This window comes from Deefgea chitinilytica (assembly GCF_016881405.1).
GTDB classification, from domain to species: domain Bacteria; phylum Pseudomonadota; class Gammaproteobacteria; order Burkholderiales; family Chitinibacteraceae; genus Deefgea; species Deefgea chitinilytica.
Genome location: NZ_WOFE01000001.1, coordinates 847,837 through 862,982, shown reverse-complemented (window position 1 = coordinate 862,982; position 15,146 = coordinate 847,837). Strand labels below are relative to the sequence as shown.

The 15,146-nt window shown below is 48.3% G+C and carries 8 protein-coding genes; 3 read left to right on the top strand and 5 right to left on the bottom strand.

The genetic code is table 11. From position 1 onward, the window contains the following. Window position 1: 1 nt before the first annotated feature. Entirely contained in the window at window positions 2-589 is a 588-nt protein-coding gene (locus GM173_RS03930) for a recombinase family protein (RefSeq protein WP_203570007.1), read from the bottom strand. A gap of 287 nt (window positions 590-876) precedes the next feature. Between GM173_RS03930 and GM173_RS03925 the strand changes: the two genes are divergently transcribed. The 3 genes from GM173_RS03925 (at window position 877) to GM173_RS03915 (ending at window position 9,844) form a co-directional block, all read left to right on the top strand. Then, a complete protein-coding gene (locus tag GM173_RS03925; RefSeq protein WP_203570006.1) occupies window positions 877-1,482 on the top strand; it encodes a P-loop NTPase family protein in 606 nt (201 codons plus the stop codon). A 447-nt stretch (window positions 1,483-1,929) separates the two neighbouring features. Then, window positions 1,930-3,519, top strand: a complete 1,590-nt coding sequence (locus tag GM173_RS03920; RefSeq protein WP_203570005.1) for a hypothetical protein — start codon at window positions 1,930-1,932, stop codon at window positions 3,517-3,519. Window positions 3,520-3,778: 259 nt separating this feature from the next. Beyond that, entirely contained in the window at window positions 3,779-9,844 is a 6,066-nt protein-coding gene (locus GM173_RS03915) for a P-loop NTPase family protein (RefSeq protein WP_203570004.1), read from the top strand. A 1,064-nt stretch (window positions 9,845-10,908) separates the two neighbouring features. Here GM173_RS03915 and GM173_RS16350 read toward each other — a convergent pair. From GM173_RS16350 to GM173_RS03895, 4 genes are all read right to left on the bottom strand, one after another. Then, window positions 10,909-11,307: a hypothetical protein gene (locus GM173_RS16350; protein ID WP_373309341.1), complete on the bottom strand. Its 399-nt coding sequence runs from the start codon at window positions 11,305-11,307 to the stop codon at window positions 10,909-10,911. 135 nt (window positions 11,308-11,442) lie between these two features. After that, entirely contained in the window at window positions 11,443-12,090 is a 648-nt protein-coding gene (locus GM173_RS03905) for a hypothetical protein (protein WP_203570003.1), read from the bottom strand. Between the two features lie 10 nt (window positions 12,091-12,100). Next, window positions 12,101-13,054: a S8 family serine peptidase gene (locus GM173_RS03900; protein WP_203570002.1), complete on the bottom strand. Its 954-nt coding sequence runs from the start codon at window positions 13,052-13,054 to the stop codon at window positions 12,101-12,103. A gap of 348 nt (window positions 13,055-13,402) precedes the next feature. Continuing rightward, window positions 13,403-15,085, bottom strand: coding sequence for a sensor domain-containing diguanylate cyclase (locus tag GM173_RS03895; RefSeq protein WP_203570001.1), 1,683 nt, complete (start codon window positions 15,083-15,085; stop codon window positions 13,403-13,405). Between the last annotated feature and the right edge of the window lie 61 nt (window positions 15,086-15,146).

Below are 15,146 nucleotides of genomic sequence, written 5' to 3'. Positions count from 1 at the left end.
CCTATGATCCTTTATTTTCTGGTAACGCCAGGTTTTCTATCTCGACGTTTCTGTAAATTGTTGTTCGACTGACGCCATAGCGTTTTGCAACTTCGGTGATGGATATATCCGGATCACGCAAAAGCGCTTTGATTTCTTTTTTTTGCTGCTCATCGAGCTTTTTTCGTCTACCACCAACACGGCCTCTGGCTCGTGCAGCGATTAACCCAGCTTGCGTGCGCTCCCGGATCAAATTGCGCTCAAACTCGGCCATAGCGGCAAACACATGAAACATCAGCTTGCCAGTAGCGCTACTGGTCTCTATTTTTTCGGTAAGGCTTTCAAAACCGACACCACGCGCTTCCAAGTCGGCAATGGTTTTTACCAAGTCCGATAGTGAACGCCCCAGCCTATCCATACGCCAAACCACAAGCGTATCACCAGACCGTAAAGCCTTCAGGCACTGCATCAGCTCCGGGCGCTCGGTATCTTTACCGCTGGCTTTTTCCTGATACACCGTTAAGCATCCGGCAACCGACAGTGCATCAAGCTGCAATGCGAGTTCTTGATCATCCGTGCTAACACGGGCGTAGCCAATGCGATGCGTCATGGTTTGTGCAACATTGATTATGAGATGAGTTTTGCAGCACTTTACCGACAAACACCGCAACTATAAAGTGCAGAAATGGTTGTGTTACACAAACCACCGTTTAATGAACAACGATTTGCCTTATATCTGCCGCTTGCTTTAAAATTTCATCTGGCCGGTCGAGGCCAGCTGCCCACCTTGGCAAACCCGGACGGGACGATGCACTACCTCTTCTTATGCTAATTTCCCCTTGATGCGGAATTAATGGCAGTGGGCACCATTTTTATCGTTTTACTCAAGGTGTGATCATGAATAGTTCCAATCAAATTACCTTCATTATTCCTGCAAATAATGTTGAACAACTCAAACAAGCCGCCAGAAAACTAAAACGCGATCAGTCCATTCCTCATCATCAGGCACTTGATTTAATCGCCCAGCGTTATGGCCGGGGCAATTTCCAAAACTGGCATCACTTGATTGAGGCCGCCAAAATCACCGCACAATCAGAAGCGGCTTTTCAGTTTGGGCTGATGATTGCTTTTGACATGAAAGATGGCATGTCGTTTGACTATGATCTGACTGGCTTTGTACCCGATGAACAAGCGCCGTACTTTGTTTACGATGATGTCTTGGACATGCTACGCCATGAACTCGACGAAGATGGGGTTCCGTATCATGAACTGCAATCCGATGAAATCATCAAGCAAGAAGCGCATGATTTCCTTGGCGACATTATGTTTTTCCGTTGTATTACCGATATTCCGAGCGATATTCAGGCTGCATTGAAGCAGGTCGCGAAAGGTTCATTCTGGCCACCACAGCATGTTTGGCTGAATGGTGCCTTCTACGATGCGTCCGAATTGCCTGCACTGGATGAACAAGGCAATGTGGTTGGCATACGGTTTCATTGCTGATTGGTTTTGTCCTCCGACTGCGAGCTAAACTGAAATCACCCCATTCCTTACCTCCATCACGGACGATGACATTTTAACCGAAGCGACCGCCGGTCAAGGTAGTGCGGGCGTTACCTGCACTACTTCACTCCCCCACATGAATGGTAAAAATCGCCAGCCATCGCCAGCCAACAAGTTACTTAATTGAGGAGTGAACCGGGTAAATTACATCTTAATTCAGGCACATCTTGTTTGATCTTAGTGGTCACTCACGTATTGCTTACACTACATCGTTCATCTTTTCTTTGTGTTGGCAATAGGGTCGGCTGATAATATGCCGTCAGCTGACGGTCGACGTCAAGAGTTAAGCGCAGATCGCGCGTCGAGTTATTGCGATATCTGCTGTCAATTTATAAGAATCAACTAAAAAGATATTAAATATAAATATTTTTATTTAAAGTACATGACATGGAATACCCAAAAAGACTAGAAGAAATTGAACGCGAAATCGATAAGGTATATGAATGTAGCCCTTTGACTAAATTGCCATTTCCACAAATTGCCTGGTCAATGCTATCTTTGGTGGAGCAGCTTTACTATCAAAATAGCGTAATTTCCCCAATGAGTGACGAGCAGCTTGAAGTGTTTGGAGATAGCATAATTAATTCATTGTGCTACCCGCTGAGGGTTGGTTATAAGAATAATCTAAAAAATAATTTCGCTCGAGTTTACGATGACAATCAGGTGAGCCAGAGCATTACTTGGCTTGACAAATCGGCTAATTACAAACACTTTTGTTATATTTTTCCTCTTAGTAGAAAAGGATGGCTGAATTTAAATGTTAATGAAGAGCAGAAAATACTAGAACATGATGGCTTGGAAAAAGAAAGTATTGAATACGAAGCATACTATCGATTAACTCAGAAACGTGATCCTAAATTTGAAAGCAGCTTGGATTCTAATAACGTGGCTGAGCTACTTAAGAAAAAATCGAAGCTTGACAAAGGGGTGGTCAAAGTTGATTTTGATGCTGATCTTCTATTTTTGCTGCTCAAAAATTATGGCCCTCATTTTGAGAAACGACACTTATTGCCGAGTGATTGGAATTTTTCCGCATTCTCTTTGCTGCAATTTAGGAAAGTATTCACCCTGCTACAGGTGATGTCATTTGGGTGGCATATCGCGATTAGACATTTTAATTACGACAGAAGCCCCCAATTTGTATATTTGAACTCCATATGGGTGGCAAAGAAAAAACCATTAATTGATCAAATAGCATTTAATACGAAAATTGGTAAAGGCACCGTACAGCGCATCCTAGATTACATTACATTTGGCAACCAAGGAATCAACAATCCAGATATAGCCATTCAGCCTCTCGTGGATACTAAGCAAGGAACCTATCTAATCTCGCCATTCTTAATTATGAATGTAAACGCGGAACGTAATTTTTGTGTTCTAGCAAATCAAATACAAAATGAGAAAAATATTTATGCGAGCTTAGTAAACCAAAAAGAGGAAAACATAAGGAGCTATATGATTTCGGAATTGAATGGCATGCAGTTTGATTTTAAGCATGGAAAAATTGATGGCACGGATGTGGATTTGGCGATTATTGATCGAAATATTAAAAAGTGCTTGATCGCAGAAATAAAGTGGTTCATTGAACCGGCAGAAATAAGAGAAATAGTTGACCGAACCTGCGAACTTCAGAAAGGAGTAACTCAAGCTCAGAAGATAGAGTTGCAGTTCAACAATAAGAACAAGAGGTTGTTCGATTTGTTGAATATTGACGATAGCTACGAACTAATGGCCATAGTATGCTCGGAAAACTTTACAGGCCACCACGAGTTACAACGCAGCAACGTTCCAATCATTAAGGTCTGGCATCTTTTATCAGAAATAAGAAGCAAGAACGGACTATTAGGAATCTTTGAGTGGTTAAAAGAAGGGGCGTATCTCAAAACTTCGACGAAATATAACGTTCAACATTTCGACATCCAAGTAGGCTCATGGAAAAGCAAATGGTATGGACTGAAAGTGCAAATTGAATCATGACGTTACTTAGAATTGTGTGTAGTAGTGAGGCCAACCTTCAGGCTGCAGCCTTAATTATTTCTAGTTCAACCCACTTAAATTAGGTCGAACAATCCCCCTGTAGCAACCATGGAAGAACGCTACTTAAGGGTTTAGCCAGTTTTTGTTGCAGAACTACATTCCTTGAGACAGTAAGCTGTATAGTACTGATTCCAGTAGCATTGGGCGATGTTGAAGCAAAACCTTTGGCCTCAGTTGGCATAAACTACGGACCATCTTCATGACTCCAAAACCACCCCAAATACCGAGTCCTTCCACCGAAACAGCTCCTGCAACTGCGCCGGCGGAAGGCGAACGTAGAGCACTACGTGGATATATCGGTCAGTATGAGCGGGCTGGAGCGGCCATCTACGCCGCGCTGGAGCGTGATGAGCTGCTTTGGGTCGGAGTGGCTGATCGCAACGCAGGAATCGCCGATGACTTAGTGCTCGGCTTCAATGGATTAGTGGTGGGCCACCAGTTCAAAACGTCCAAATTTCCGAGTACCTTCAGCATTAAGACGTTGTTAACTGGCGCAAAGGGTCTCTTGAAGCCACTGGTTCACGCTTGGCAGTGCTTACGCAATGACAATCCGAGAAGCGGCATCGAGATTCGCCTTGTCGTCAACGACTTCCCTTCGATAAACGACAAACTAGGTGGTGGTACACCGGCTCACAGCGCGGCCTTTTTAGAGGAGTTCCGGCGGCATCCGAGTCGCCCATTCGAAGTTTGGCGTACGTCCGAATGGAGTCGGCTAGTTAAGCACCTACATCTTGAAGCTGGACTGAGCGATGGCGACTTCGAGCAGTTTTTGCACAGCCTTCGGGTGGTGTGCGGTGCCGCGGCCGATTTCATCCAATTTCATAAGCTGAACACCGAGCAGGCACGACAGGCATCCGAGATCGCCTGTCTGCTACCCAAGTTGGTCGCCGATGTGCGTGACAAGGACAGATGGACTCGTGACGAGCTGCTTCGTGAGCTTGGCTGGAGAGACCCGGCCAAGACGCTCCTCATTCACCGGTTTCCGATCGGAGCTTACGTACAGCGCAACCGCGATACCGAGCACAAACTGCTGGCCGCGCTACATGCCGCCGACAAAGGCTACGTCTCACTCATAGGCCCACCTGGCTCCGGCAAATCTACCCTCTTGCAAGTCGCGCTTTCCACTGAAGCAAATATTCGGCTTGTCCGTTACCTTGCGTACGTGCCTGGAGCGGCTCAAGGAGTGGGTCGCGGTGAGGCCGACAACTTCCTGGCAGACATCGGAACACAGCTACGAAACAGCGGCTTGATTGGGCTGAGGCTTCGCGATGAATCGCTGCACGAGAGACGCGAACAGTTCGGCGTCCTAATGCGCCAGGCTGGTGAACGCTTCGACCACGACGGTATCAAGACAATTATTGTCGTTGACGGGCTCGACCATGTGCCCCGCGAAGAGCTGCCGACCAACTCACTGCTGGCCGAACTACCTCTTCCCGCGGCCATCCCGGAAGGGGTTGTGTTTGTCCTAGGTACTCAGCGATTGGATCTTGTCAATCTAAAACCCGCCGTCAAGGAACAGGCCGAGAAAAACGATCGGCTGGTTCTCGTCGGCCCCCTTGGCCGCGAGGATGTCGCTCGAATGGCAGACGCGCTTGGTCTGCCTGCCGAGATTCCGCGATTGGACCTGAGCAATCTCACGCATGGACATCCGTTGGCGACCCGCTACTTGATTCAGGCGCTGCTGCACGCCGACGAAGTCGGTCGCAAGCACCTGCTTAGTGGCGGGATGCCGTTCGACGGCGACATTGAGACCGTGTACGCCGCAGCCTGGCGCGAGATTGCAAGCGATAACGATACCATGGACGTGCTGGGTCTCATCGCACGGGCCGAGGCCCCCATGGATCTGCAGCTATTGGCCTCCGTAGTCAAGGAAGCTGCGATTGAGCGCGCCCTTGTTGTCGCACGTCACCTGCTTCGCAGTTCACCCCAAGGGTGGAGCATCTTCCACAACAGCTTCAGGCTGTTTATCATCGCCCAACCGCGAGTTCGCCTCGGGAGCGTGGATACTGGCTACTCCCAGCGCGTATATCGCTCCCTCGCCCAGCTGTCGACGAACGCGCCGCCCGAGTCACCGCAACGATGGCTCGAACTGCGCTACCGCGCCCGCGCCGGCGACAGTGCCGATGTACTATCACTGGCGATGCCTCCTCGTTTCAGGCAACAATTGGCTGATGGGCGGTCCATTACTGACATCAACGCTGACATCCACCTAGCTCTACTAGCAGTGCGTGAAACACTCGACGCGACCACCTTCGCACGGCTCTTGCTATGCCGTGACGAACTTGGGCGTCGAGAAAGTACCCTCGAGTATGCCGATCAACTGCTGCTTGCCATGCTGGCCGTTGGCGACATTAATGCCGCTACCTCTTTCGTGCAGGACTTCCCTAGCCAGGGCTACGAGGTTGTCGATGCCCTGTTGGCGCGAGGCGACTTCGAGCGTGCGAAAGAGCTGTTTGAAAGACTTGAACCACTTTCGCAGCTCCATACGTCCAAGTTCCAGAACCATGGGAACGACTACAACATCGAGGAGTTCAAGAAGTGGGCAAAGCGCGTCATCCACTTCCGAGACACCGAGCAGATTCAGGCAGCGATTGACCTCCTCGCCACAGAGGGGCTACGCCAGCCCGAAAAGGTGGATCAGGAAACTGTCGCTGCGCTTCGCCAGCATCTGAGGATGGAAGCAGCTGAGGCGACGCTTCTTCAGAAGGTTGGTGCTGATCCACAAAAACTCTGCTGCGATCTCGGCGTTACCGATGAAGACAAGCCGTATGCAATGATTCAAGCTGGGATTATGGCAAATCGGCAAGGTGACATTGCGCAGGCGTTGATCTTATTTGATACCGCGGCCACCCTTCCTGGCTTCGGTGATGTGCCAAACGGCTACCGCCGCCGTATGGCACTGATAGCATTCGAAGCTGGCCGTAGAGACCTAACCGAGGCCCTGTTTGACAAGTTGGCTCCCCCGATGATCTCTATTTGCGATGACGAGATGGACTTGGCAGGGATAGGTAATTTGGTCGGTGCTGTGATGCATCACGCGAGACTTTGCACGCTGCTCAATAAGCCGCTACCAAGCGCCACACTGTCGAAGCACTCTTTCCTTCAACCGTTTCAACAGCATGCCTCTACGATAGGCAGGCTTCTTGGTCAAGTCGCCGTCGACAAAGCGTCGGTGCCTGCCGGCAGCATCCAGAACGAAGCGCGCGTTGCACTCGGGTACATCCTACGTCTGAAATCAGAAGGTGGCAGTAGCGAGTCATATCGTATCCAGCAGGCCTTCAGAGCTGTCCCTGTCCTCGTAAAAGCGCTATTGACGCTCGGGGCCAAGTGTGGAGAGGATGAATATCGCGCCGTACTACGAGAAGTAGACGCCGCTATCGGCTCATCGACACTGCAGGGTACAACTTATTTGCGACGCAGATTGGCCGTCGATGCGTATCGGATTGACGGTGACCGTGCGGGAGCCGTCGGACGGATAAACGCCCTTGTGGCGGAGCTTAAAGCGAGCACGCCAAGCGAGCAGATCGACGGGTTAGCGGATTTGGCCATTGCGTTGGCTGCGGTCGGTGACATGGAACGGGCGAAGCAGTTGTTGGCGACAGTCCCCGAACAATGCCTTGGCTACGCACTGGCCCCAAAAAAAGACCCACAATACGCAATCTGGCGGGACATACTGATCCTTGCGAACGCTGCTGACCCGGAGAACCGTACCAAACGGGTCTCAAATTTGATGCGCCAGGTCAGTGGCATGACTGAAACGGAAGGGGCGTCAGCCGCCCATCGCCTGACGATGTCGCTCATTCAGGAAGCGATGCAAGTCGGACCTCGCTTCGGCTTCGAAGTGTCAATGACACTGGCTGATTGGCATCTGATTGGCTGGCCGAACCGCGTCGACCTACTCATGACAGGTATGGTCCGGCGAAGCCCTGAACTCGTCTTGGTTTGCGCTACGGTCTGGTGCGGACTGTGCCTGCCGTTTTACATGGAGCCGTACTACCGGGATCCACATCATGTCGGCGACTTCATCGACATCGCCGTTGACGCTACAAGCCCCGGCCAGATTAAACCTCTCACGCAGATGCTAATGGGGGCAATAGAGGTAGCCAGCAGAGCGCACGAGAGGGTCGAACTGCTCCGGCGCCTTTGCAGCGCTGCAGGAAAACATGGAGTCTCATCCGCCGAGCTCGACGCCGCTGTCGCTCGGTGGCAATCAGAGGCGCCGGAACCTCGGCACTCATCGACACCTAGCAAATACGACTCGGAAAGCTCTCTCGAGGAACTTGAACTAGCGTTTGAAGCAGACGGCGACGAACTGAACTACAACGCCCCAAACCGGTTCAGATATCTGGCCGAGACAGCTCCGCTTCATCTGGTACAGAGGATGTTTGAGCGCTGGCAGGTCTTGCAGGACGACACACGCTGCCGCTTCCTATTAGTGAGGCGGCTGGCTGCTGCGGGTGAGGTCAATTACGCCAAGAATCTGATGCAAAGCTACCAGACAAGCAAGGCTCCCTGGAGCTCCTGGAGCCAGTGGATGGGAGGCAGCAAGTTCTTTTACTTTGAAGCAAAGAAGCATTTGGAGGGGCCATCCACGTCCCTTGCCGCCTTCGAGAACATCGTCGATTCTGTGATAGCAGGACAAGAGAACACCCAGTCGCTACTAACAGAGCTCGATTCGATATTGCCAGTAATTAGCACGACGCCAGACTGGCCGGCCATTTGGTCGCTATTTGAAGAGCAGATGGCCTGCACACGCGAGTTCCAACTGGGTCAGCCCTTCCAGCCGAGTGAGCTACCACTCAGCGACATCGACCTATTGGAGGACTTGCTTCACTTTGCGTATCGGTTGCCCGTCACAGAAGTTCAGCGACATGCACGTAATTGCACGCTGTGCTTGGCAGGGCAAGCCGGACACGGGCAAGCTTTGTTCAAGTCACTTATGCGGAGACTTCTAACCGGCGAATCCGATGCCCCTTTGAAGGCGCTCGAAACGCTACTGGTAGCAGAAAGCGCGGACCTTGCACCCGAGTTGAGTGCTGCCGTAGTTGCGTTGGTCGGCCATCGCGACATTGCGGTGGCTGAGTCAGCCGCGCTCTTGTCGCATCAGTATGGGCTGCCTGCCTCCATGGATGCGACGCCACTGCCGCTCTTTTATAGCCTTGAACTCGAGCCTCCTTCAGAGTGCGACCCTGCGTTTAGGGACGAGAGAACAGGTGCAATGCGTATCGAGTCCCCGCTTGGCTGGACCCAGATGTTGAGCTCGACGGCACAGTATATTGCGAATGTGGCAAGTATTGACGAGATGACTGTCCGCCGGCGTGCGGCAATGTTCATCCAAGATTGGGGTGGACTTGCAGCATTCGGCTCCTCTGGCGTCAATAAGCTTGAGGCTCTGCTTCGCTCCCTTAATATGCAGATCACTTATCTGAAGCCCCATGCATACATTGCTATCTTAGCCCTTCGCCACGTCGCGGGAGAGCTGCGGCTGGCCGGTAAGCTGCCCGCCCGAGACAGGCAAACACTGCTGGAGCGTTTGGGTTGCCCTCTCCCCCCTCGTCCCCTGAAGCTCCCGAGAGTGCGTCCTAAGTGGATTCGAATGCCGCTGATTGAGCGAAGTGCTAGTTGGGCAGAGCGAGAGAAGAAGTGGGTTGACGAGGTCGACAGCGACATTGCGCCTTTCCCTGCACACCACGATGAACAAGTCGTGGCCGAGGTGACGTACTTCAAAATTACTAGGCCGCACTTGTCGGAGCACCGTTTCTACCGCTTTAGAGCGCCCACGGCACAGACTGACGGAAAAGACTTTGACGACGGCTATACCAAGCTGCCATTGGCTGTTTGGCTAGGCCAGTACGTTCCCCTAGACAATGAATTGGCTCCAACGCTGGTAAGACGCGTTATTTGCTCTGTCGACATGGGCTTCGACGAAGCCGCATATCCATATCCATTTGCGTTGTGCCCGAATTGGGCAATGAGGCTTCGCTGGCGCGCGCATAGCAACGAACCGAACGTCTTTCTTGACGCGAGTGGCGCTGTGGTCGCGAAGCTCCATTGGTGGCGTGATGCGGGTCCGGTTGATATCGATGCGGAGTCGCTTTGGGGCGAGGGTTGCTACCTCGTTCTGACGCCGACAGGCCTCAAACAGGTTACAACTACTTATGGGAAGGATCTAGATGTCAACGTGTTCGCAAGCAGGAAAATCAAGCAACCAGGCAGCAACGGAATATCTTTCTTGAAGACGGCGACAAACGAATATTCGCTCTAAACCATGCTTATTTATTGCGATGTTATCCAGAGCCAAATGCTCCAAAGGCCGTAAAGAGTAAGGAACCAACCTGATAATTGAAAGAGTGCCAAACCTCGCCGCTCACGAAACCTAAGGCCAGTGTACTCGCGGACGGTTGGAGCGACTCTCTCGTACGCCCATAGGGGTCCAAGTGTAAGCAAAATGGAATAACACCCAATTGCTACTGCTGGAACAGCCCCATCACTGCCATAAGTGAAAACATGCATCACGCAGGCAGCCAAACCCCAACCAGCTACGGCTCCGGATATAGCCGAAAAGCTTTTGAAGGCCCAGCTCTCAATTCTCTCAACTAATGTGCGAATGACTGTTGGATGTGGAGTTGTTGCGGTAAGAACGAGCCCAAGAAAGACTGTGAACGCTAATACCGCTGGCTCGAACGCCTCGGGGTTAATGATTTGATCGTACAGAAACATGGCGCGAGGCATGTTGTTTGCGCGAAGTGCTGTTACAGAACCAGCGAGGACTGCTGCACCGAGGTACGGCCGTAGTGTGATGGCGCTAATCATAACTCAAGTGAAGTATGTTCCACTTGAATTCTAAATTTTCAAAAATTCAAGTGTCAATATAGTTTTATAGGCTGACGAATGTATTAATTCGTAGGATCTGCGTTTAATAACAACGCTAAGACACAGCGGGGGCTAATCTTGAGGTGCGCCAAATATGTCAAGTTGTCGTTCAATTTATTCGCACTAACCTATCTGAAGTCTGCCTCTTCCTTATACTGTTTGCAAACGTAAATTTCTAAATTATGTGAACTCAAACCATTTTGCAACACCCTACCTTAGCCAATTTTAACGCTGTCGACTATCTTACTGCGCTGCCTTTAGTGCGATAAATTTAACGGTAGGGATCTATGCTAGAACAACTATGCAATAAAATAATTCTAATTCTTCAGTTAATAACTAGACTACAATTCAGCCCTAGAAGATAAGATTGTAAGTGTTTTGTTCGCTCACTTTCATGAACAGTATTTCATGAACATATTTTCAATCAAGATGCGATAACAGTTTAATCTATTAGCATTAAACGACATTATGAACATAACACATCGCCCACTCGTAAAGAAGAAGTCGTTTTAGAGCTGTTGCAGCAACTAGTAATATTTCAATCTTCGACATTCTCAGTACCAACAAGTCCCGTGATTGGATTCTTTCTGACCACATACTCAGGCCTAGATTCTGGTCAACCAGTTGGTCTGATGCCATCAAAAGCATCCGCCCGTTGGGTAAAGTAAAGCACGCATCCGGATCTGGTTTCGCTAGATCGGTATCGACACCTTCGTAGATTACCTGGATTTTATCGTGGTAGGCGGCTGGAAATGGCGACTTTTGCCAGTGGGTCGACACAATGCCGACATCACACAGTTCGAGCGCCAATAGTTGGTGTGCGTTTTTAGTGAGAATACGAGCACGGTCATCAATTTGTTTTATCGTTCTCGTGCACTTTTTGAAACATTCGCCATCAATAGCGACAAAACTCTAATCTATTTGCATAAATGGTTTCATGAATAAAAACATCGACCACTTGTAAAGTTAAGCAGATATTATGTCGCCTTATTAATTAAAGCTCAGATTATAAGATATCGATATAAATTGCTCATATCTTGGTTTCTTATTCAGCAAATATTTTAAAGTATCTGAAGGCTTTAAAGTGCTTCCCGCTAAGCGACAATTTACCGTTTGAACCCCTCCGATTTCACCGTAGTCTCCTTGGCACGTCTTTTCTCTCAGCATTCCACCTAAATAACTGGTTGCATAAATACTTAATTTAGAGCTCTTTGATAGCCACGTCTGGTAAATAAATCCGAATTTAAACTTGGGATATATTTTATACTTCTCACCATACTCCCCAGTACTGCCACCCCATATTAAACCCAAGCCATCATCTAATTTTGTCACCCATGTTAAACTAAAATCTGTCCAGTTTGTTTTATAAAATTTATCAAGATTTATCGCATCACCCAATGCACTCTCATAGGGCACGCCTCTAAATCCATATACTTCATCCGACAGCTCCGAGCCTTGCCTTATGTCATACAAATATGTAGCCTGAAAAAAATCTTGATCACGCTCCATTAAATTCCCATAACTTATATAACTTTCAGCCCTAGAAAAATCCAACAAGGAACAAAGACCAGCTGCCAGCATAATATACGCTACTATTCCATTCTCATTTTTTGACCCAATTGTTGAATTTTTAAACATAACACTAACTTTACTTTAAAGACACTGGTGACAAAGCTCTAGATAAACTCGCTTCACCTTTTCCGTGTATTGCTGGATTATATCCTTGTATTGTGTCTGTTCTTGCAGTTGTTAGTAGTTGCTTAGTTATTTGCGCTGCATTTGCATTAGTGAATTTACTACCTAATATTTGAGAATATCCAGATATAATTGGTGCGGCAAAAGATGTACCATAGAGATTAGTTTTATTACCCTCCACCCCAACCATCAAAAATTGGTTCTGCACTCTGATATCGTTTCCGGCATAGTTTGAATAACTTGCAATTGCGGCCTTGGATGTTACACTGCCATTAGAATTTAAAGCACCGACAAAGATTGCAGTCGGCGCCCCAATTAAAGCCAAATTAAGATAATCACTATTCCCAGCATAAGACCCATTTACAGCAACCGAATTATTGCCTGCGGCTTTTACAACTATTGCAGCGCCATTTTTTGCTGCACTTATCAAGCTTCCGTGTAAATTACCAAAACCTAGCTGATTGACGCTATATCCGCTTCGTGCATACAAGCCATAGCTAGCATTAATTACGTTTAATCCAGTCTTTGATAGCGCCACTGCGTTATTTGTATTAAAGTCTACCCTCGTCATATTACCTGACGGGGCAATCGCATTTATTTCCGCGCTTGTCCACTCTCCGTGCCTTTGAGTTTGATTCGCCCCAATCAAATTTCCAGAAAATTTATTTGCACTACTAAAATCATCAACCACATAAACATTCGTCCCCTGCCCTTTATAGCCTTTATCCCAAGCTGCTTTTACGTCTGTATGCATCCAAGTCCTTAAGACTGGCGCTGGAGGTGCTGCATTTTTTACTACTGATGCGGCCGATGTTTCTAAATTAAAATCATCAATAGCCGTCTCTGCATTGGCATTTAACGTAATAAAATTTGCAGTCATCAATAATGTTAACATTTCGGTTTTCATTATTACTCTCCAAAGATGTTTTTAAAGTTAACCATAAATTAGTATTTGCTAATATATGTGTCAAGACTAAAATACACCGTTCGTCTCCATTTCATTTTCTGTAATGATTGATTTTAAATTTATTCTAGGCATAGGAACTCTCGCCCTAATTAAGATACTTTGCGGGGGAATAATGCTTTAAGCGTTCTAGATAGCAGCTTAGACACCAATACCCTTCGGCAAGGCTCGCTAAATTTGACCAAACCACAAGGACTCGTACCGAAGTGAAAGCAAGAAATCAGCCGCCAAGCGGCAGTCTCATCATGCACTTAACCTTTGAACACAGACTTTTGAGGCAACCCTAGAAAACTACCCACTTCCGATTCGAAAGCAATTACGACCCGCATTTTTAGCTCGGTACATTGCTCGATCCGCATGGCGAAGCAAGCCAACCTCATCCAGCCCATCCTGCGGGTAGTACGCAAAACCAATGCTGGCAGAAATCTCAACCCGCAGCGCCGAACTAAGTTGATAAGGCTGCGCAATACTCTGCAAAATACTACAACCGATTTGCTCGGACTCCACACCTGGCGACACCCCTCGTAGAAGCAGCACAAATTCATCCCCACCTAAACGAGCTACGGTATCACTCGCGCGAACCAACGCTTGCAGACGGCGCGCCACCTCACTTAGCAACAAGTCACCTGCTTCATGACCATAAAGATCATTCACCTCTTTAAAATGATCCAGATCGAGAAATAACAGTGCAAAACCATCACCGGAACGCGCACTTTGCTGGCAGGCCGTAGCCAGACGATCGGCAAACAACAAGCGATTCGGCAGGTGAGTCAGCGCATCGCGATAAGCTAAATTCTGCGCGCGCACTCGCTCACTGATATCGAGCTGCACAACAAGCACGCGATTAAATTCGCTGATTCGATCTTGCTCCAACACCGCAGACATTAAAACATCGATTAACTCGCCATTTTTAGTCACCAACTGCTGCCGAACATTCTGGCAACTACCCGATTCAAGCAGCTTTGGAAATTCCTCATTCAGCTGGCGTTCGGCAGAATCTGGCTCTAAAAAATCGGCTGCAGCATGACCAATCACCTCTAGACATGTATAACCCATGGCATTGAGCCAAACGTCGTTGACCGTCAATATTCGCCCACTTTCATCACATGAATACATCATGGCCGGAGTATTTTGATATAAAGAGCGGTAACGGCGCTCACTTTGCTGTAAGGCAATCGATGCCGAACGGTTCATATCCATTGCTACGGCCAGCAACAGCGGAGGAATCAGAGTAGCCAGTATTGGCAAATAAAATAATGCATTACCCCAGCTATACAAAGTTGGTGGCGGCAACAAAAGCCCAAATGAGATCAGTACGCACAACACCATCGAGACCAGCATATTTGCCAGCACCGTCCCTGCCACGCCACTTTTGTAGGCAATATAAAATAGCGGAACGGTAATATAGACAAATGGGAATGGCAAAGTGAGCGGCACAATAATTGTAACTGCCAAAGTCAGTAGCACTAATGCCGGTAAATAAGCATTAAGCAAGGACCGTTTTAAACCACTCAATTTATTAACACTAATCCAATAGGCTGCGGGCAACACACTAACGCTACCAATGGCAGCTCCTTCGGCCCAACGTACAAAGACCCCCACAGCCGAAACATCGTCGACCGCAAAAAACAATATCGCTGATATCAGGGCTCCAACCAAGACAGGTAGAATCCCTCCCAGCCAAATTAGACGAATCAAGCCGACAACATTAAAGAACACCCCTGTATCGCGAATATAACGACGAAGCAAATAGGAACCCAGTACGATTTCGCTTAGATTGCCGGGAATAAACATGAATGATTGCGACAGCGGCGTCCCCATGACGCCATTTGCCAACACAATCATGGCTAGCAATAATCCAATACGAGGGAGCCACTTAGAAAAATCTAACTGGCTTAGATAGGCAACGCCAATTGCATTAGCAAACCAAATGATCGCCATTCCTGAGCCGACCCGAAAAATCGCGATCGACATAACTGCCACAGAAAAGTAAATGATGGCAATGAAAACACTCAACCTGAATTCTTCATTACAC